A 20,381-nucleotide genomic window follows, 5' to 3' on the forward strand; every position below is an offset into this window, starting at 1 on the left:
ACAACGTTTAAACCTTATCTGAGCGTACAACCTTATTAATTATGTTTCTAAACGAGTTCTTAATTAACAGCCCAAATCAATATGACTCAGATATTTTCTAGCTTTGATAATTTTCGGAATTTACAAGCAAGCGAGTTCGAGTGGATAGAGTCAATGGCTCAAGCCGAAACCCATCAACCTGGAACAGTTTTAATCAAAGCAGGTAAATTTTCTCCTTGCATCTATCTCTGTTTAAATGGCAGTCTTACAGCCACTTCTAGCCAAGCAGATGACAGCAAGCAGCAATTAATGGAGATATCGGCTGGCGAACTGATTGGCGAAACTTCCTTACTAGACGATCGCCCAGATTTATGCTCGGTCACAGTTACTGAAACTGCCCAATTACTAACCATACCTAAACACAATATCGAACACCGTTTGCAAAGCGATCGCGATTTTGCAGCTAGTTTCTACCATTTATTATCGATTAACCTGTCAGAACGGTTGCGGAAATTAACTAATTTGATGGGCAAACAAAACATCAGAGAAGGAGAACCATTACGGAAAGTTCTGGTTGTATTTGCGGTTCTTAACGACAGTGATATCTCTTGGATGGTAGCTAATGGCAGAGCCGAAAAAGCAGCATTGAATACTGTTCTAATTCAACAAAATCGAGAAGTACCAGCCGTTTATCTTTTATTAGAAGGGTTAGTCGGCATTTACTTACAAATAAACAACAATTATGGAGTGCAAGAAAAGGAGATTGCCAAACGGGTTAAAGGCGAGATTTTAGGCGATATGTCGTTTGTTGATGGCGGTACAGCTTCGGTAACTGTCAAAGCCCTAGAAAATGCCTGGATTCTAGCGATATCAAGACAAACCCTAACTGCTAAGTTAAAAGCAGATCGGGCATTTGCCAGTCGTTTTTATCGTTCTATTGCCTTGACTTTAGCCAATCGCTGTCTAGATTTATTAGCAAGGAGCAGCACTGCTATGCTCTCATCCGAGACGGTAGAAATGTTGTCTGCCGATATTGAAGTTGAAGACGAACTCGATCTAGATATGTTGGCAAGAACAGCGATCGCAGGTACTCGTTTCGACTGGATGATTAATCAACTCCGCCGCTAACTAGATCAAAACAGATGCTTTTTAATCGAAATAATCAAAAAGAGAGCATTTTCCGCCAAGAATCTTTAGAACGCCTATCCTCACCGGAACGCTTAGATCGGTTAATGCAAGTAGTTAGCCCGAAAGATTGGCTGGCGTTGATCGCGTTGAATGGTTTGGCAATTAGCGGCGTAATCTGGAGCATAGTTGGTCGCATTCCCATTACCGTTGACGGTCGAGGTATATTTATTCAACCTCGTCAGGTAGTTGAGTTTCAATCATCTATCGCCGGACAAATTCAAGCTTTAAATGTTGCTAGCGGACAATGTGTTAAGAAAAACCAACTCCTCGCCACAATTTATCCGGCTGACTTGCAAAAACAGTTACAGCTAGCGCGTCAACAGTTAGCTCAATTGCAAAGACAAGCTCAAGATACGTTGGTTTTATCTAAACAACGCCTAGAAACAGAAAGAAATACCATTGCTGCCAATCGCACCAGCTTGCAACAACGTCTCCAAGATATTAGTGCGGTTGCACCGCTACTCAGAGATAAAGAACTAACAGCGATCGCTCAACAGCGTCAAAGTTTAGAACAGCGTCTTCGAGATGCTCAAACTTTAGTACCAGTGATGGAAACAAGGCTCAAGCAACGACAAAGTTTAGCAGATGCGGGGGGATTATCAAAAGATTCGTTGCTGCAAGCCGAACAAGAGTACGTGCAAACACGTCAGAATCTTGCTGATATTCAAGTTCAACTCAAACAACTAGAAGCTCGCAATAGTGAAGTTGAGCGCACTTATTTAGAACAAATCCGTTCTGTGAGCGACGTTCAGATTCAGTTAGGAGAACTGAATGCTAAAAGTAAACGCTTAGATCAAGAAAATTTAGAAACTACAAATCAAAGGAATAAAGAAATTGCCGCAGTTAACCGAGATATTGCTAGATTAGAACAGCAAATAAAAGATAATAGTCAAATCTTAAGTCCCCAAGCTGGATGTATTTTGGAATTGAATACAACATTGGGGCAAGTGGTTCAAGCTGGAACTCGATTGGGAGTATTGCGTATAGGTAGCACTCAGGAGTCAGCTAAGGCGATCGCTTATTTTGCGATTAAAGACGGCAAACAAATTCAGCCAGGAATGTCGATTTTGATTACTCCCGATACAGTCCAAAGAGAGCGATTTGGGGGAATTGTGGGAAAGATTGCTCGCGTTTCGCCACTACCAGTAACTCAAGAAGGAACTGTTTCGGTAATTGGCAATCCAGAAGTTGTCAGAAGTTTGATTGGTGAAACTGGCGCGATCGAAGCAACTGCTAATCTTACTAACGATAGTAGCACTGTTACTGGTTATAAATGGTCATCTTCTCAAGGGCCAAATTCAAAAATTACTTCGGGAACTACAGCTTCAGTTCGAGTCACCGTTGAAGAAAGAGCGCCAATTACTTTTGTACTGCCAATTTTGCGAGAACTTACTGGAATCAAATAGTTTATATTTTGCTAATCAAATATATTAACGATGAATTTCTTTAAAAGATTTAAAAAATCAGATTCAGAAAACACAAATTCTCAAGTTTCCAAATTTCAAAATATTCGCTTTAAAACGCCAACTTTATTACAAATGGAAGCAGTAGAATGTGGTGCGGCAGCTTTGGGAATAGTATTAGGTTACTATGGTCGCATCGTTCCTTTAGCAGAACTGCGGGTTAGTTGTGGCGTTTCCCGCGATGGTTCTAAAGCATCAAACGTTTTAAAAGCAGCTAGAAACTACGGGTTACAAGCAAAAGGCTTTAAAAAAGGACTTAATCAGCTGCAACAAATAAAACCACCTTTTATTGTTTTCTGGAACTTCAATCATTTTTTAGTAGTAGAAGGTTTCGGACAACAACGGGTTTGGTTGAACGATCCAGCTACGGGGCCTCGTAGCGTAACTCTACAAGAGTTTGACGAAGCTTATACAGGCGTAGTTTTACTCATGGAGCCAGGGGAAGAATTTAAAAAAGGCGGCAGAAAACCCAGTATTATTAGTGCGCTTTACAATCGCTTGCGAGGCTCGTTTTACGAGCTTTTTTTCTGCATTCTGGCTGGATTTTTTTTAGTTATTCCCGAATTAGCTATTGCTTCCCTCAGCCAAGTTTTTGTTGATAATATCTTGATTGAAAATCGCTTTGATTGGTTAAAGCCTTTAGTGTTAGGAATGGGATTTGCAGTATTGTTGCAAGCAATATTAACAATTCTGCAAACCCGAAAGCTGCGGTATTTACAAATTAGATTGTCAATCGGTATGACAGGAAATTTTTTATGGCACGTTCTCCGTTTGCCAATTGGTTTTTATGCTCAGAGATTTGCGGGAGAAATTAGCAATCGCGCCGCTCTTAATTATAAGGTAGCGAAAATACTTTCCGGTCAGTTAGCGCGAACGACTATAGATGCAGTAATGTTAGTTTTTTATGCGGCGGTGATGTTAGCTTACGATTGGATGCTAACAGCGATCGGTTTAGTAGCAGTAGCAATTAATATTGGGTTTTTGCAATGGGTAGCGCGAAAACGAATTGATACAAATACGCGCCTAAGTGTAGATTATGGCAAAATTGCTGGCGTAGAAATTGGGGCTTTAGAAAGTATTGAAACCATTAAATCAGCAGCATTAGAATCAGATTTTTTTAGTCGCTGGGCAGGATATTATGCTAAAGCTACTAACTCACAACAAGAATTGCTACAAACCGATTTAATTTTGGAAGCTTTACCACCTTTACTAACAGCTTTAACTTCCATGCTGTTGCTAGTTGTTGGTGGTTTGCGAGTGATAGATGGCTATATCAGTATTGGGATGTTAGTGGCTTTTCAAACTTTAATGACCAGATTACAGCAACCAGTTAATAGTTTAGTTGGTTTGGGCAGTACAATTCAAGCACTTGATGGCGATTTGAAGCGGTTAGATGATGCTTTAGATAACGCGATCGATCCAAATTTAAACTCAGAATCACAGAGCAATAAAACTCCAATTGAATATGCTAAATTTTCAGAGCCTTGTCGTTTGCAAGGATATGTCGAACTGCAAAACATTACCTTTGGTTACAGTCGGATAGAAGAACCATTAATTCAAAACTTTAGCTGTCAACTCAAACCAGGACAAAGAGTAGCATTTGTAGGTACTAGCGGTTCTGGTAAATCTACTCTTTCTAAAATTGTTACGGGACTGTACGAACCTTGGGAAGGAGAAGTTATATTTGATGGCATTACTCGACAACAAATTCCCCGCGCAGTGTTAGCTAATTCCCTTTCAATGGTTGAACAAGATATTTTTCTATTTGGCGGTACAGTACGAGATAATTTGACGCTGTGGGATGAAACAATTCCTAATTCCCAATTACTAAAAGCCTGTCAAGATGCCGCAATTTTAGATGTAGTAATGGCAATTCCTGGGGGTTTAGATGGCAAATTATTGCAAGGGGGTGTTAATTTAAGCGGAGGTCAGCGTCAACGCTTAGAAATTGCCCGTTCTTTAGTTAATAATCCGGCAATTTTAGTGATGGATGAAGCAACCAGTGCTTTAGATGCAGAGACAGAAAAAATTATCGATCGCCACATTCGACGGCGAGGTTGTACTTGCATTATTATCGCTCACCGCTTGAGTACAATTCGGGATTGCGATGAGATTATTGTTTTAGAACGAGGGAAAGTAGTGCAAAGAGGTACTCACGAAGAAATGAAAGATGTTGATGGTGCTTATGCTCGATTAATTAAAGCTGAATAAAAATTACCAAAACCAAAAAAGTTACTGAAGGCAATTGTTAATATGAATTCATGGCAACAGAGCGATATAGATTTAGTTAAACGATGCACCTCCGAAGAATTAATTTCTTTAGAAGCTTGGCAAAAAATTCAACAGTTAGTTCCCAAGTTACCACCATTTTCTACCTTTATTTTAGAGTGCCGTTTAGTGGATGATAATCCTCAAGTAGATTTTTCTATGTGTATGCAACAGAAATTACCCGATCGCATAGACATTTTTAACCACCCACTTTGGCAACGCATTCAAAACTTCTATCAACAGTGGTTAAATCCAACTTCTCCATTACACGATATTCTAATAGCTGGCCCAGAGTTTGACCTTGAGGGCGTTTTACCAGATCCACCTATTCCTAGTTTTTTTTTACCTTATACAAAGAATTAACCCAAGAATTTCAGGATACAAGCGGCAATATAACTGAACAGGTAAAGCTGAAAACGCTGGATAATGCTAAAGAAATTCTGACTCAAGTTTGGGGATTAATGAAACAAGAAAATATACCCCCGGCTGTCGAGCGAAAACTCGAACAATGCTTCGATTTGATGCCTGCTAATACTGACATTAATATAGTTGGTATGATGTTTGCTCGTCCCGTGCAAACTACCAGACTTCAATTATCAGGATTTACCAAAGAACAAACCATTCCATATTTAGAAAAGATTGGTTGGCAAGGGGAATCAGACCGTTTAGCTCAAATGATGGCGATCGCTCCTGCTAATTTTAGCCCTTTCATACTAACTTTTGATGTAGACGAGCAAGTATATCCAAGAATTGGGTTAAAGTTTGTTTCTTCCTGCGCCGCCAAAGACGCTCCGCCTTGGCAAGAATTTTTAGAAATCTTAATGAGAAATCAGTTATGCAGCCCAGAAAAACGGGAAGCATTGCAAAAGTGGCCTGGTTATACGCAAATCAAAGGAAGTTCGCCAACTTGGGTTGACATAATAGAGAATGCTGCGGCATTTCGAGAAAATCGGCTGCTGAACGTCATGGAGAGAAATTTCGGTCAAATTAAAATGGTCTATCAGCCTGGGCTACCCTTTGAAGCCAAAGCTTATCTCCGTTGTTCTTGTTTAAATATTTTTGTACCTCGAACCTAGAAATATCTGAAAAATGAGAAAGGTAACTATAATGGGAGCGATAAAAATCACTTTCTTGAGGGAAAGGTAAAATGAGTCTAACAGCTTGTACAGAATTTTTAGACAAAATCAATAGCGATGCCGCTTTGCAACAAGAAGCAATTACAGCCTTAGAAGATAAAGCGGGAGTTGAAGAAGCAGCTAACGCTTTTGTCTCGCTAGGAGCAAAGCATGGATATGAATTTACAGCCGCCGAAGCTACCCAAAAGTATCAAGAAATTACTGCCCAAGGAGAAGGGGAACTTGACGATCGCGCATTGGAACAGGTTGCAGGCGGGGTACGCTTGCGAAGATGGAATGAGGGACTATAAATAGTCTTCTTTTAGTATTTGCTACTTAGGCAGCGAAGCAGCGGAAAAACCAACGATTAACTTGTTTCTCCAATGAAACTTTTTACTTGTTGGTTTCTTTTTCTCTTGCACTTTTGAACGCATCTGTTGGAACTGTTGCCAAACTGTTATAAAGTCAGGATTTCAGATTTTTTATTAACTAAATAAGTAGAAGGACTAAATTAAACCTAACTTGAGGTTGCCGGGTTTCGACTTCGCTCAACCCTCGTCTTCTCAAGGATCGAGCATTGAGCGCAGTCGAAATGCGTCTTCTAAATAATTGTGTCCACTTACTTATAAGTGTTCGTAAAGCCTAATAACACTCGCAAAACCTGAGAATATGCTTGTTTCTGTTTAAATATTTTTGCATCTCGAACCCAGAAGTAGCGTCAAAAGGAAAAGCTACATATAATAAGAAGCGATAAAAATCACCTATCCAGAGGGAGAGATGCAGTGAGTCTAGCAGCTTGTACAGAATTTTTAGGCAAAATCAATAGCGATGCCGCTTTGCAACAAGAAGCAACTACCGCCTTAGAAGACAAAGAGCAGATTGAAGAAGCAGCTAATGCCTTTGTATTGCTTGGGGCAAAGCATGGGTATGAATTTACCGCCACCGAAGCTATCCAAAAGTATCAAGAAGTTATAGCCCAAGCAGAAGGGGAACTTGATGATGAGGTATTGGAACAGGTGGCAGGAGGGAGAAGGAATTATGGTGTAAGTCTTGCGTAAGTTTTATTGGTATTACTTGCCAATAATCCTTACCCAAAAAAGCTAGTGAAGGAAATTGTTAATATGAATTTATGCCAACAAAGCGAACTAGATTTAGTTAAACAATACACCTCTGAAGAACTAATTTCTTCAGAAGCTTGGCAAAAAATTGAACAGTTAGTTCCCAAGTTACCGCAATTTTCTAAATTTATTTTAGAGTGCCGTTTAGTGGATGATAATCCTCAAGTAGATTTTTCTACATATATGCAACAGAAATTACCTGTTCGCACAGACATTTTTAAACACCCGCTTTGGCAACGCATTCAAAACTTCTACCAACAGTGGTTAGATCCGGCTTCTCCATTACACGATATTTCAATAGCTGGTCTAGAGTTCGATCTTGAGGACGTTTTAACAGCTCCACCTATTCCTAGTTTTTTTTTGGCTTATACAAAGAATTGACTCAAGAATTTCAGGATACAAGCGGCAATATAACTGAACAGGTAACGCTGAAAACGCTGGATAATGCTAAAGAAATTCTGACTCAAGTTTGGGGATTAGTGAAACAAGAAAATATACCCCCTGCTGTCGAGCAAAAACTCGAACAATGCTTCGATTTGATGCCTGCCAATACTGACATTAATATGGTTGGCATGATGTTTGCTCGTCCCGTGCAAACTACCAGACTTCAGTTATCAGGATTTACAAAAGAACAAACCATTCCATATTTAGAAAAGATTGGTTGGCAAGGAGAATCAGACCGTTTAGCTCAAATGATGGCGATCGCTCCTGCTAATTTTAGCCCTTTCACACTAACTTTTGATGTAGACGAACAAGTATATCCGAGAATTGGATTAAAGTATTTTTATTCCTGCGCTACCAAAGACGCTCCGCCTTGGCAGGAATTTTTAGAAATCCTCGTCAAACATCAGTTATGTAGCCCAGAAAAACGGGAAGCATTACGAAAGTGGCCAGGTTATACACAAATCAAAGGAAGTTCGCCAACTTTCCACCAGATAATAGAGAATGCTGCGGCGCTCCAAGAAAATCGACTGCTCAACGTCATGGAGAGAAATTTCGGTCAAATTAAAATGGTCTATCAGCCTGGACTACCCTTTGAAGCCAAAGCTTATCTCACTTGTTCTTATTTAAATATTCTTGTACCGCGAACCTAAAAATAGCTGCAAAATAAAAAACTGAATATAATGAAGAGCGAAAAAAATCATCCTTCTAGAGGGAGAGATCCAATGAGTCTAGCAGCTTGTACAGAATTTTTAGACAAAATCAATAGCGATGCCGCTTTGCAACAAGAAACAACTACCGTCTTAGAAGGCAAAAAGGACATTGAAGAAGCAGCTAATGCCTTTGTCTTGCTGGGAGCAAAGCATGGATATGAATTTACTGCTCCAGAAGCTATCCAAAAGTATCAAGAAGTTATAACCCAAGCAGAAGGGGAACTTGATGACGAGGTATTAGAACAGGTGGCAGGAGGGAGATTGAGGGTTCGTGGTTGTTATAACTCTGCATAGCTGAAGCATCGCCACATTGGCACAGGTGGCGGCAGGAGAAGAATAGGACGAAATTCTTATTTTCCGGCGGCGGTCTGATAAACTTCTCCAGAAACCCTGTGCAACACTTTTTTTAGTATTTACTAGTAGGCAAAGAACCAATGAGTCTAGCAGCTTGTACAGAATTTTTAGACAAAATCAATAGCGATACTACTTTGCAACAAGAAGCAACTACCGTCTTAGAAGGCAAAGAGCAGATTGAAGAAGCAGCTAATGCCTTTGTCTTGTTTGGGGCAAAGCATGGATATGAATTTACAACCGCAGAAGCTATCCAAAAGTATCAAGAAGTTATGGCCCAAGCAGAAGGGGAACTTGATGACGAGGTATTAGAACAGGTGGCGGGAGGGAGAAGGGTATCTGGTTCTGTTTATAGTACATAGCCGAAACATCATTAATCGCATACAATAAGTGGCAATAAAAATCATCTTTCTAGAGGGAGAGAACCAATGAGTCTAGCAGCTTGTACAGAATTTTTAGGCAAAATCAATAGCGATACGGCTTTGCAACAAGAAACAACTAGCGTTTTAGAAGGCAAAGAGCAGATTGAAGAAGCAGCTAATGCCTTTGTATTGCTTGGGGCAAAGCATGGATATGAATTTACCGCCGCCGAAGCTATCCAAAAGTATCAAGAAGTTACGGCCCAAGCAGAAGGGGAACTTGATGATGAGGTATTGGAACAGGTGGCGGGAGGGAGAAGGTCATCTGGTTGTGTTGTATGTTGTAGTGGATATAGATAGGCGAAGCATCGTCACATTGGAACGAGTGGCGGGAGGGATAAAAATAGGACGAAATTCCTGTTTTTCTGTGGCGGCTCAATAAACTGTTGAGGATGTTTTAAAAGCTAGTTTTGTATATATCAAAAGTTTCTCGCTCCCCTTGCATCCCCTTATAAAGGCGGAATTTAAGAAGAATATTACCCCTTCTTTAAGTGGGGATAGAGTGGATATCGATCTAATAGACCTCTTGCAAAAAACACTTTTGCAAGAGGTGGGAAAAGGGATGCATGTTAAAGGGGAAAGCGAAAATAACATACCTTTCCCCCTTTCCCCCTTTCCCTTTTACCGACTTCTGTAAGAAGTCTAATGAAGCTACTTGACAAACATCCTCTAAAATACCTAATTAAAACCCGATGCTTAATAAACCTAGATTTAAACCAGAATTTCGAGTTGAAATTGTCCAGCCTAAAAAAGTTTACCTATTAAGCGAGTGCAAAAGCTTTGCTTTAACAGGTAATCTTTATGTACTCTTAGCACCTTTGCTTGATGGCAACTACACTGTAGAGCAAATTACTAATAGACTGAAATGGACAACCAACCGCGCACAGATCGATCGCATCTTAACTAAATTAGCGGATAAAGGTTACATTACTGAAGCAAGCGATCGCCTACCCGATGCTGTTCAAGCCTTTTGGAGTTACTTAGGGGTTGATGCCCAAACCGCTTTCAGCAGATTGCAAACTACTCGCGTTGCCGTGCAAACTTTCGGCAATATTCAATCAGCACCATTTATAGAAGCTTTAAAAAGTCTGCATATTAATATCAGTAATGAAGCAGACTTTACTGTTGTTTTAACTGACGATTATTTGCAACCAGAATTAGCAGAATTTAATCGCCAAAGCCAAAAACCTTGGTTGCTAATTAAGCCTATAGGAATGTTTTCGTGGATTGGGCCAATTTTGATTCCAGGACAAACAGCTTGTTGGCAATGTCTCGCTCATAGATTGCAAAGAAATTTCTCCGTAGAAACTTCTATTAAACAGCAAAAAAGTATTGATACTTCTCTAATTACTTCAATTGCTTTACTGCCTTCTAGCTGGCAAATAAGTTTAAATCTTGCTGCTCAAGAAGTTGCTAAATGGATCGTACTGCAAAAAAGCCCACAGCTAGAAGGTAAAATAATCACTTTTGATGCAGAAACTTTATCAACTCAAAACCACACTTTAATTAAACGTCCTCAATGTTCTGTTTGCGGCAATCCAGAGTTTTGGCAAAAGCAACAATTACAGCCAATTGAGTTGCAAAGTCGTCCTAAAAATTTTACTGATGATGGGGGACACCGTACAGTTAGACCAGAACAAACTGTAGAGAAATACAGCAATCAAGTTAGTTTGGTAACGGGTATTGTTAAAGAATTGGTGAAACTAAATACAGCAGAAAATATAATTCATACTTATGTTGCAACTTACAAAAGTGCTGAGAATCTCGATAATTACGAGCGCCTGCGAAAGAGTTTAGATTATTCTATGAGTGCGGGTAAAGGCAAGACAGATAGCCAATCTAAAGCTAGCGCACTTTGTGAAGCTCTAGAACGCTATTCGGGAATTTTTACAGGTGAGGAATATCGCATCAAAGCTACTTTTGCTCAACTCGGAGATGCAGCCATTCACCCTCATAAATGTCTTTTATATAGCGACAAACAATATCAAAATCGTCACGAATGGAACCCTCAGCACGGAAGTTTTGCACAGGTTCCTGACCCTTACGATTTAACTCAAGAGATTGAGTGGACACAAGTTTGGTCGCTGACTAACCAAACGCAAAAATATTTACCTACCGCTTTCTGCTATTTTGATTATTCGCTACCCGAAGGACATAAATTCTGCCTTGGAGATTCCAACGGGAATGCAGCAGGTAATACTCTCGAAGAAGCTATTCTGCAAGGGTTTATGGAATTAGTTGAACGGGATAGCGTGGCACTGTGGTGGTATAACCGCGTAAAAAGACCGCAAGTTGATTTAGCGAGTTTCAACGAACCTTATTTGCTCAACTTGCAAGATTATTACCAAACAAAATTCAACCGCCAATTGTGGGTGCTGGATATCACCAGCGATTTAAATATTCCCAGCTTTGCTGCAATTTCTCGCCACACTCAGGGAGAGAAAGAAAATATTTTAATCGGATTTGGAACGCATTTCGATCCGACTATTGCTATTTTACGGGCAGTAACAGAAGTAAATCAAAGTTTGACTTACGATTCGGATAATGAAATTGAGTTCGATTCTAAAAATCTTGATATGGCCTACTGGTATGCTAATGCTACTGTCGAAAATCAGCCTTATCTAGTACCTTGCGATCGCACTCCTGCTAAAGTTTATGCAGACTATCATTATTTAGGTAGCAAGTGCGATTTGCGCGAAGATATAGAAATCTGTGTAGAAATTGTCAAAAAATTAGGTCTAGAAATGCTAGTTCTAGACCAAACTCGCCCTGATATTGGCTTGAACGTAGTCAAAGTTATTGTCCCTGAATTGCGCCACTTTTGGACTAGGTTTGCTCCAGGGTCGCCTTTACGATATCCCAGTTAAGTTAGGTTGGTTATCAGCACCTTTAAAAGAAGAAGAACTTAACCCGATACCGATGTTTATCTAACTGGACTTAATTTTACACTTCCCCTACCTTTAGGTCGGGGAGTCCTTGAGGTACCAGGGCGGCCGCATCATGTCAATAAGCAAAGTATATTCTCAATAGAGTTAAAATTTATGTCATTAACTCTTGCTTATTGCGAAAAATTTAGGCGATCGCTTTGGGGCTAAAAAAACAATTAAATGCGAAAGGAAAGATTTTTTCGTTGGTTCTTAACCTTAGTTGCGATCAAGAGTAATTTAGATGCATTTCCCCTGGCTGGTGAATGGGGTGTTGGTTCAGTGGGATGAGTAGCAGTATCTTAATAATTATTAATCTATCAAACTATAATTGATTCAACGGATTTTTACTCTACTCTACTTCTCGGAGGAATGTTTTCAGGTATTCATAATATTTAGGATCTTCATCATTAAAAATCTCCTTCCCTTCTATCATATAAGCTCTTGCAAGTTCATCTTGGGCGCGCTCGAAATTTTCCAATTCAAACTGAGCTTGCCCTAACTTTAAATGAATATAAGGATTTCCAATTGCATTGGGACAATACATAGCTTCTTGAAGCGCATGAGATGCATTTTCATAGTCACCCATGAGTAAGTATGATTCGCCAATGGCTGTCAACACCCAAGTGGATGCTGCATAAGCTTCAAAGGGTTCAGGTATTAAATCAAAAGCTTGATGATAGCTTTCAATGGCTTGTGCAAATTCTTTCTGCTCTGCATAAGTATCTCCTTGTTTGCAAAAATTTAATATTTTAGAGTAACTATTATCATCAATATCAGGGTAAGATTTCGATTCACCTTGTGATGAGTTCATAAAATTTGGTGGCTAATTTAGATTTCAGGTCGTCTATAACGGTCTTGGGTTTTTCCGCCTCTAGAACGATTAGGACTAATGGGTTCAAGTATGTAGTTGTTAGGATCATTCATAAAATCTCTTACTTCCGCTTTACTATCATTAGCACTGGTAAAGCTGATTATTGAATCAACATCTTTTAAAGATACTAAATCTGAGTAGTAATTTGGTGAATTCCGAGTGAGGAATAAAAGCTTTTGCTCCTAATATTCATTAAAAAATACAGACTTATTAAAGGGATAAATGATTTTATCAAAATCAAAAAAATTGCTTGACATTTTCTATTAGTACTAAAATCCTTACTTTTCTAAGTTTAAGAATTAACGGGACGGCTACCGAGAACAAATTCACCAACAGAACTTTCAGCATAATAATCACATCCCACTGCTTTAGCAAATAAATCAGCATTTCCAGCCCCGATCGCGCAGGGTGCTAAATTCATTGCTGTTGCTACTAAGTAAAAATTTTGGTACAAAACGCCTACGTGCTTGAGAATAAGTGCATAAGCCATAGATTGATACTTCCAAGTTAAGCGTTGAAAGCGAGCCGAAATCACTAGTAAAATTTGCAGTATTTCTTCAACTCCCATTGAACTAGCAGCATTTTGTAGTAAGGCTTCTACTAGTTCGTTTTTATCAGTAAGATGGCTTAGTTGGTGCGATAGCGGTTGATAATGATATAAACCAGATGCTAAATTTTGACAACGATTAATAACTGGATAAATTTCTAATTCATAAATTGCTCCACCACCAGGATAGGCACGTTGGCTAAGTTGTACCAAGTCATGTTTAATAATATTCTTAACTCTGGCGGTTCGATAAAGAAATTCTCCTAATTGTTCTACAGTAATTGGTTGTCCCCACTGACGAATTGATTTTCTTGCTTCTAAAACTTGTGTTAAGGAAATATCTGTTTCTGCTAAAGCGGTTAAGTCAGGTTTATAAAGGTCGATTAAATCGTTAGATATTAGTGGTTTTAGGACTGGTAGCGGCTCAATTTTGCCGACAAAACGATAGGTTCCACCAAAGGGATTCGCGTGTCTTCCTGCACGGCTGCGGGTATGAAACAACAAATCGTGAAACTCCCATTGAGCTAGAGTTAAGTTTTCATCCTCAGCAATTACGCCGTTTTCATCTACTGTTGAGAGCATTTGACTGGTGAAAAGCAAACTGATAAATTGCTCGGCTATGTCTACAGAAATACCTGGAATTTGCGAGGAAAGTTCATAAATATTCTGAGGGCTGCTAAGGAGTGCAATTAAAGCTGCACCTCGCCAATCGAGCCGAATTTGGCAAAAAGATAAAGGCGATTCTAATATAGTTTCCCCTGCTATTTGGTGAGTATAAGCAAAGCGCGAGAGAACATACTTGCTTGTAGTTGATATTGGTTCGGGGGAAATTTGCAAATCTGGGCTGATGGGTACGGCAGTAGCGATCGCCACATCATTTACTACAATTGAATAGCAAAGCCATCCTAGATTGGTAAGCTTTTTGAGATATAAATTAAATTTTTGCCATCCCTCAAAACCGTCACTTTCCCAAACAATATTTTTGAGTTGCGAAGGTGGAGTTGGAACAGTTGCTAAAGTTTTTAAAGCTGTTCTCAGTCCAGGTTTGGGATTTTTAAATGTCAGCCGTCTATCCTCAAACTCAAGAATTATATAACGATCTTCCGGTGGCGCGATCGCAGCAATGTCTTTTCTCAATGAAACTAATAATTCTGATGGCATATTTTAATCAAATTTGGCTTAATGCTGTGCTAGCATCTAAAGGCTGAGGTTTAATTTGCTCTAAACTGACAAAATTAAGATGGTACAATTCTCCCAATCTTTTTAATAAATTATCTTCGATAAACTGGCATTGATCGGCAGGAGTATAACCGCTAATGCGCGATCGACAAATATCAATCATGCTCGCTTGCACTTTTTTCTGGATTAAAAACTCAATTAATTGGTCAATTCTCTCCAGAATTTTGTCTTCAGAAAGTTTAAGGATATTGGGGAATAATTCTGTTTCGGGAAATTGGTTAAACAATAGATAATATTTGCCGTCTTCAATCTCGGCTTTGATTGAGCTACCATAAGTTATTCGTAAAAATTGATAATTATCTCTCTGAAAACTTTGATATTGGTCTTTAGTAATTTCTATTCTGCCTTTATCGTTATAATATCTGTTGTTGCAAGAAAAATAATCTAGATCGATATCTAAAACCACAGTTTGATTTTCAGTAAACTCATCTTTAACTGTTAAACAAGTATATTTAGCAGTTTTATATTTAGGATCGAGTAAAAATGCTCCGATATTCTTGACATTTTTGATTAGAAATATCGTTTCTTCTGGATCGCAAGCATAAACACACATAAACTCAGAGGATGGCTCTTTTAGCCTTGGTCGCAACCAAAAAACTTGATTAAATACTCTCTGATAAACTGCGGGAATAATAAAACTAGCAATATTTAACTGACGATAAGTAAACTCATAAATTTCTTGAAAATTACCATTTAGAGAACTGAGAGAACGAGTAAATCTAGGTGTTGCCAAATCTGAATGTTCGTCAATATGGAGCAAGATATTTTTTGATTTTGGTATGATATTTTGGCTAATAGCATAATGCCAAATCCAAAATGCTTCGTGATGTTCTTCCATGATAAAAACGGGAATGGCAGCCATATTTATACCTTTTAAATCCAATTGTTGAATTATAGATACCTAGTAGTCCAATACGGTTCGGTTAAAGGGGAAAGGGTAAGGGGGAAAGGGGAATAAAAAACCTTTAACCCAAACCCAGTAACCTTTTCCCCAAACCAATTGTTAGTTCAAAATGCTTATCCGAACCGTATTGCCTAGTAGTCTGCCAACCCAAAAATGCTGAGTGAGGGCTGGGGAAAGGGGAAGGGGTAAAGGGTAAGGGATTTAAAACCTTTCCCCTTTCCCCTTTCCCCTTAAAAGAGCCAAGTTCACTTGGCGAACTACTAGTCTAAGCTGCAATGATAGTTTCATCATCGACAATTGACAATAGCATTAAGCAACTTGCCTAGCCATCAAATCGGCAAAAATTCCAGGTTGAGCCATTAACCGATCGAACGTGCCTTGCTGTATTACTTGTCCTGCTGCAATTACATAAATGCGATCGGCATTGCGAATTGTACTAAGGCGGTGAGCGATCGCAATCCGAGTTACTTTTAACTGTTCTAAACTTTGACCGACAATTGCTTGCGTGCGATTATCTAAAGCACTAGTCGCCTCATCAAAAATCAAAATTCTCGGCTTTAATACCAAAGAACGAGCAATTAATAAACGCTGTCGTTGTCCTCCAGATAAATTTGAGCCACCTTCAGAAATTACTGTGTGCATTCCCATCGGCATTTGTTCGATATCAGCAGCAAAACCCGCCATTCTTGCTGCTTCCCAAGCTTCATCTATTGTTACTAACGCACCGCTAGAAATATTCTCAAAAATAGAGGCGCTATTAATACGACCGTTTTGCAGCACTACTCCTAATTGCCGCCTGATCGCTGAAATATCCAACCCCGATAGATCCTGACCCATCATAATAAATCGTGCCGTCTTCTGGTTGTTCAAAGCCCAATAGCAAACGCACGATTGTAGATTTACCGCTACCAGAAGGCCCGACTAAAGCAATAAACTCTCCTGGTTTGGCTTCAATTGATACTTTATCTAAAGTTAAAGGGCCGTCTTCTCGGTAACGAAAATTAACGCGATCGAATTTGACACCGCCTTCTAATCGACCAGGATCGCTTTTATTGAAATCCACTTCTGGCAATTCTGTTAAAATCGGTTGAGCGCGTTCCCAAAGTACGGCAACTTCTAAGACGCTAACAATCGCATTGCTCAATTTAGTTGCACCGCCAAGAAATAGCCCAAAAGCACTATTAAATGCCAAAAAAGTTCCAGTCGAAAATTTTGCGCCTCCTCCTAACTGATGCATGATAATCCCGACAGTTAAGGAAAAAATTAGCATCGAACTAATAGTTGGCAGAACCTGATTGATAACTGTTACTGTATCGGCGATCGCTGTACTTTTGAGCATGAATTTTAGTTGCTGGCTAAATCCTTTTGACCAGTAAGCAAATGCCCGTTCTTCTGCCGCCGCTACCCGCAATTTAGATACGCCGTTGAGAAGTTCTACTGTTAGCCCGAAAATCTCGCCTTGTAACTCTTGCATCGGCTTAATAATTCTGCGAGAAAAAATGCTAGAAATTATTGTGGCTAACAAGTTAATAAAGGCGATCGCTAAAGCTACCAATGCTAATTGACTGCTATAAACAAATAACAATCCCAAATTCAGCAGCGCAAAAAAGCTAGAAAATATTGTGCCGATAATGTTACTGCTGAGAAGTTTGTGAATTTGGGCGCTCGCCGAAACGCGAGATTGCAAGTCGCCAGTCGAATATTTACGAAAAAAAGATACTCGTAATTTTAATAACCGATCCCAAACTGCGGCTTGGTTTTGCACCTCTAGTACAGTTTCAATTCGAGCGATCGCAATATTTTGCACTAAATTAAAAACTGCATTCCCAAAACTAACTGCTAATAAACCCAAACCAATTTGTAATAAAATTCCCCGATTGGCATCGGGAATTGCTTTATCAATCAAAATCCCTGTTGCTTGGGGGGTAAGCATTCCTAGCAAAGCAGAAATAACCCCTAACACTAGCACGGTCAAAATTTCTCGATCGCGTCCGCGCAACGCAAACTTGATAATATCTACTGTTTTTAGTACCCGTTCGGGAAACGGGCGATAAAGCATATAAGCAATTGGAGAAATTAACCTGGCTGTGTCAATATTGACGCGGATGCGACGGCGTTCGTGAGGACTAAAAACTTCATAGCGATCGCTACCTACAGGTAATAAAGCCACTGGGCGATCGCCTTCTGCGGTGTATGCTAACAACGGGCCGCTATCAGACTCCCACCACTTACCACTTAAAATAACCCGCCTTGTGCGAATCCGCGAAGCGCGAGCGATCGCTTCTAAGGGATCTTTTACCCGCTTGGGATCTTCCGATCTAGCAGGCGGACGAATTTCAATTCCCAACGTCCGACCAACCGCACCCACAGCAATTAATAATTCTGTTCCTTCTTGCAGAAATTCTGCTTCTTGAGGGCGAAAAATACTCGTCAATTCCCCTAACGCCCGTTCGCTAGCTTGTTGATTAAGTTGCAAACGGGCGTTAAACTGCTGAAAACGGGTTTTTTCTTCCTGCTGTTCTAGTTCGTGCAAACAGCGCCAAAAATCGCTGTGAAATTGCTGCAAGCGTTCTAAGGTTGCAGTTGTGCTACTAATTTCTTCTGGCTTAATTCCATCTAAAACAATATCAGTATTGTCAAAAACTACAACTAAGCGATCGCTCCATTGACGCAGGCGATCGGGAATTGGAGATAACCTTTCATTCCCCTCTAGGCTGTATTGTCCCCAGTTTGTTATATCTACTGCTTGCAAGAGAGTTTCTTCGTAACCAATAGCAATCAGCGAGTAAGAATTCCCTTCTAAATTTACAGGAATTCCGAATATAACATCCCCTGGATTGATATCGAATAAGTAACGACGCGATCCTTGCTCTATACCGTTTGCTGTTCCGACAGCAAACAAAGCCATTGTCCCTGATAATACCAACCATGCAGTATCAGAACGAGCCAACTTTAGAGGATTATTGCCTTTAACAATAGTTTCAGAATTACTATAATTCAAATTATTAGTCATTCCCTCATCTTAGTATTTTCTATTTCTACGCTTATAACTATTTATCTCAACGCCAATTCGCAGAAATTTCCCAACTTTATTGTTTATTTTATACCTGACCGGGTAACAAGCCCGCCGAAACACACTCTGCGCGAAGTGCAGAGCATTGTAGGGGAAAAAATATCGATCTGAAATGCCATATAGACTGAACGTAATCAAAATTTTACCTAAATCATATTAAACTTGCTTTCAACAGTGGTACTATCTTTTTCTCTAATTAAGGGACTTCCAGAAAATAAAATATACAATGTATAAGAATGTTAACGAAGGCAGGAGGCAGGAGGCCGTTTTTGTAACAGGGATTTATACCCCGCTCAAAAAATTTTTCGCCTTTTAAGGCGAGGTTTTAGACCTGATTGTTTCGATAATCATTCCGAGGAGGAAGGGAGAGCCTGCCGCAGGCAGGCTCTCCCTTCCCCCTTTTTGTAGTAAATTCTTTAATGATTCGCGTTGCTGAAGGAAACCGCACAGCAATTAAAAGGGACAGTCAAACGCAGATTCATTGCACAAACAGTTGTGGCGGATACGGAGGTCCGTATGCTGCCGAGCGAGAGTTAGGATAGAAAGGTATTAGTGGGAGGCGATCGCTTTTGAGCAATCAACACCAACTTCGTACTAATGTACTTGCTGACTATGGTGCTACTGCCCAACAGACAGAAGAATTGCTTGCCTACAATCAAAACATCTTCAATCGCAGTTTTTCAACACTAAGCGCCAAGTTTCCGCTTCCACCCGAACCCCATGTAGCCGCTTGGGAAGAATACGCCACTTTTGCTCAAGAGGTGGGAGTTTTTCAAGCTTTATCAAGCAAGTTGGTACAGTTACAGTTCCCCATACTTGAAAGCATTAGCCAAACAGAGGCATACCGCTTTGCTACTCGTAAGGGTGTTTCAGTGGATGGTATGGTCGAGGCGACTGGTTTGATTTTGCAGCAACCCGAACAACTCCAACTGATCCTACATCAAAGCTTGGCTGGAGTCATCCCGGTTTTGCTCACCAGGAACCGAGAAGATTTTGTTTCTTTGGTACAGGCGTTAACGATGCGGAATGAACCACTACCAGTCCCTGCTTCTATGGGAGCTTGCATGGTTACTGGTTTCAACAACTGGGATCGGGTTCGCCAATATCGCCAACAATGGGTCAGTGAAAAATTTTGGTAACTGCTCTGAAAGTAGTTGGTTAGAAGAATTTGGGCGACTAATCCCGCAAAAGCAGCTTTATCAAGATCGGTTGATTATTTTGAGTGACGGTTTCTATAGCAATGTTTCAAACAACGACATCGGACTTTCAAAAGTAGAATGGCGGCGTCTTTCCCTAAAAATTCGGCTGGAACATGAATGTACTCACTACTTCACACACCGCTTATTTGGCTCCATGCGGAATAATTTACTCGACGAACTGATTGCCGACTACAGAGGTATTGTGGCAGCTATCGGACACTATCGGGCTGATTGGTTTTTGCGTTTTCTGGGGCTGGAGTCGTTTCCAGATTACCGAGAAGGAGGGAGATTGCAAAATTACCGGGGTCAACCGCCGCTTTCAGAGGGTGCATTTAAGATTCTGCAAGCATTGGTGAAGTCTGCTGCTGAGAATTTGGAACGCTTTGATGCTGAACATGGAGGTGAGTTAAGGACTCTCAATAGTCAACCGATTATGTTAATAGCTTTGACTTATTTGACATTAGAAGAATTGGCTTCTTCTGAGGCGCACTCATATATTCAGAAAATTCTAGACCAATTGCGGACAAGTCTGAAAAAATGCACAGATGCATCCAAAATCTAAACCA

The 20,381-nt window shown here is 40.0% G+C and carries 20 protein-coding genes; 15 read left to right on the plus strand and 5 right to left on the minus strand.

Annotated elements, in window-relative coordinates; genetic code table 11:
- Positions 1-81 precede the first annotated feature (81 nt).
- The 13 genes from NSTCB13_RS16050 (at position 82) to NSTCB13_RS16110 (ending at position 11,922) form a co-directional block, all read left to right on the plus strand.
- The gene (locus tag NSTCB13_RS16050; RefSeq protein WP_448272956.1) at positions 82-1,107 is read left to right on the plus strand and encodes a cyclic nucleotide-binding domain-containing protein; all 1,026 of its coding nucleotides are present in this window, start codon (positions 82-84) and stop codon (positions 1,105-1,107) included.
- 14 nt (positions 1,108-1,121) lie between these two features.
- Entirely contained in the window at positions 1,122-2,573 is a 1,452-nt protein-coding gene (locus NSTCB13_RS16055; RefSeq protein ID WP_448272957.1) for an NHLP bacteriocin system secretion protein, read from the plus strand.
- A gap of 30 nt (positions 2,574-2,603) precedes the next feature.
- The gene (locus NSTCB13_RS16060; RefSeq protein ID WP_448265515.1) at positions 2,604-4,841 is read left to right on the plus strand and encodes an NHLP family bacteriocin export ABC transporter peptidase/permease/ATPase subunit; all 2,238 of its coding nucleotides are present in this window, start codon (positions 2,604-2,606) and stop codon (positions 4,839-4,841) included.
- A gap of 42 nt (positions 4,842-4,883) precedes the next feature.
- Entirely contained in the window at positions 4,884-5,261 is a 378-nt protein-coding gene (locus NSTCB13_RS16065; RefSeq protein ID WP_448272958.1) for a hypothetical protein, read from the plus strand.
- Positions 5,262-5,359: 98 nt separating this feature from the next.
- Positions 5,360-5,974, plus strand: a complete 615-nt coding sequence (locus NSTCB13_RS16070) for a hypothetical protein (protein WP_448272960.1) — start codon at positions 5,360-5,362, stop codon at positions 5,972-5,974.
- 71 nt (positions 5,975-6,045) lie between these two features.
- Complete coding sequence (locus tag NSTCB13_RS16075; RefSeq protein ID WP_448265518.1) at positions 6,046-6,324, plus strand: Nif11 family protein; 279 nt, start codon at positions 6,046-6,048, stop codon at positions 6,322-6,324.
- Between the two features lie 471 nt (positions 6,325-6,795).
- Positions 6,796-7,071 carry a Nif11 family protein gene (locus NSTCB13_RS16080; RefSeq protein WP_448272961.1) on the plus strand — a complete coding sequence of 92 codons (276 nt, stop codon included), beginning with the start codon at positions 6,796-6,798 and terminating at the stop codon, positions 7,069-7,071.
- 63 nt (positions 7,072-7,134) lie between these two features.
- Positions 7,135-7,512, plus strand: coding sequence for a hypothetical protein (locus NSTCB13_RS16085; protein ID WP_448272962.1), 378 nt, complete (start codon positions 7,135-7,137; stop codon positions 7,510-7,512).
- Positions 7,509-8,225, plus strand: a complete 717-nt coding sequence (locus NSTCB13_RS16090; protein WP_448272963.1) for a hypothetical protein — start codon at positions 7,509-7,511, stop codon at positions 8,223-8,225. Before NSTCB13_RS16085 ends, NSTCB13_RS16090 begins: the two co-directional genes overlap by 4 nt.
- Before the next feature lie 72 nt (positions 8,226-8,297).
- Positions 8,298-8,579, plus strand: a complete 282-nt coding sequence (locus NSTCB13_RS16095; RefSeq protein ID WP_445627687.1) for a Nif11 family protein — start codon at positions 8,298-8,300, stop codon at positions 8,577-8,579.
- Between the two features lie 140 nt (positions 8,580-8,719).
- Complete coding sequence (locus NSTCB13_RS16100; RefSeq protein ID WP_448272965.1) at positions 8,720-8,998, plus strand: Nif11 family protein; 279 nt, start codon at positions 8,720-8,722, stop codon at positions 8,996-8,998.
- Between the two features lie 66 nt (positions 8,999-9,064).
- Positions 9,065-9,355 carry a Nif11 family protein gene (locus NSTCB13_RS16105; protein ID WP_445627685.1) on the plus strand — a complete coding sequence of 97 codons (291 nt, stop codon included), beginning with the start codon at positions 9,065-9,067 and terminating at the stop codon, positions 9,353-9,355.
- Positions 9,356-9,747: 392 nt separating this feature from the next.
- Positions 9,748-11,922, plus strand: coding sequence for a TOMM precursor leader peptide-binding protein (locus tag NSTCB13_RS16110; RefSeq protein WP_448272966.1), 2,175 nt, complete (start codon positions 9,748-9,750; stop codon positions 11,920-11,922).
- Between the two features lie 409 nt (positions 11,923-12,331).
- Here the strand turns inward: NSTCB13_RS16110 and NSTCB13_RS16115 are convergent, their stop codons facing one another.
- From NSTCB13_RS16115 to NSTCB13_RS16135, 5 genes are all read right to left on the minus strand, one after another.
- Positions 12,332-12,793 (minus strand): tetratricopeptide repeat protein, encoded by a 462-nt coding sequence (locus NSTCB13_RS16115; RefSeq protein WP_445627683.1) that lies wholly within the window; start codon positions 12,791-12,793, stop codon positions 12,332-12,334.
- 352 nt (positions 12,794-13,145) lie between these two features.
- Complete coding sequence (locus NSTCB13_RS16120; RefSeq protein ID WP_448272967.1) at positions 13,146-14,561, minus strand: SagB family peptide dehydrogenase; 1,416 nt, start codon at positions 14,559-14,561, stop codon at positions 13,146-13,148.
- Between the two features lie 7 nt (positions 14,562-14,568).
- Positions 14,569-15,501: a UPF0489 family protein gene (locus NSTCB13_RS16125; protein ID WP_448272968.1), complete on the minus strand. Its 933-nt coding sequence runs from the start codon at positions 15,499-15,501 to the stop codon at positions 14,569-14,571.
- A 351-nt stretch (positions 15,502-15,852) separates the two neighbouring features.
- A complete protein-coding gene (locus NSTCB13_RS16130) occupies positions 15,853-16,359 on the minus strand; it encodes an ATP-binding cassette domain-containing protein (protein WP_448272969.1) in 507 nt (168 codons plus the stop codon).
- A complete protein-coding gene (locus tag NSTCB13_RS16135; protein ID WP_448272971.1) occupies positions 16,301-18,556 on the minus strand; it encodes an ABC transporter transmembrane domain-containing protein in 2,256 nt (751 codons plus the stop codon). The genes NSTCB13_RS16130 and NSTCB13_RS16135 overlap by 59 nt, the downstream gene beginning before the upstream one ends.
- 629 nt (positions 18,557-19,185) lie before the next feature.
- Here NSTCB13_RS16135 and NSTCB13_RS16140 point away from each other — a divergent pair.
- On the plus strand, positions 19,186-19,755 hold the full coding sequence (locus tag NSTCB13_RS16140) for a DUF7005 family protein (protein WP_448272972.1): 570 nt from the start codon (positions 19,186-19,188) through the stop codon (positions 19,753-19,755).
- Positions 19,739-20,377 carry a DUF7005 family protein gene (locus tag NSTCB13_RS16145; RefSeq protein ID WP_448272974.1) on the plus strand — a complete coding sequence of 213 codons (639 nt, stop codon included), beginning with the start codon at positions 19,739-19,741 and terminating at the stop codon, positions 20,375-20,377. Before NSTCB13_RS16140 ends, NSTCB13_RS16145 begins: the two co-directional genes overlap by 17 nt.
- The last annotated feature ends 4 nt before the right edge of the window (positions 20,378-20,381 follow it).

Source organism: Nostoc sp. DSM 114160, assembly GCF_053470305.1.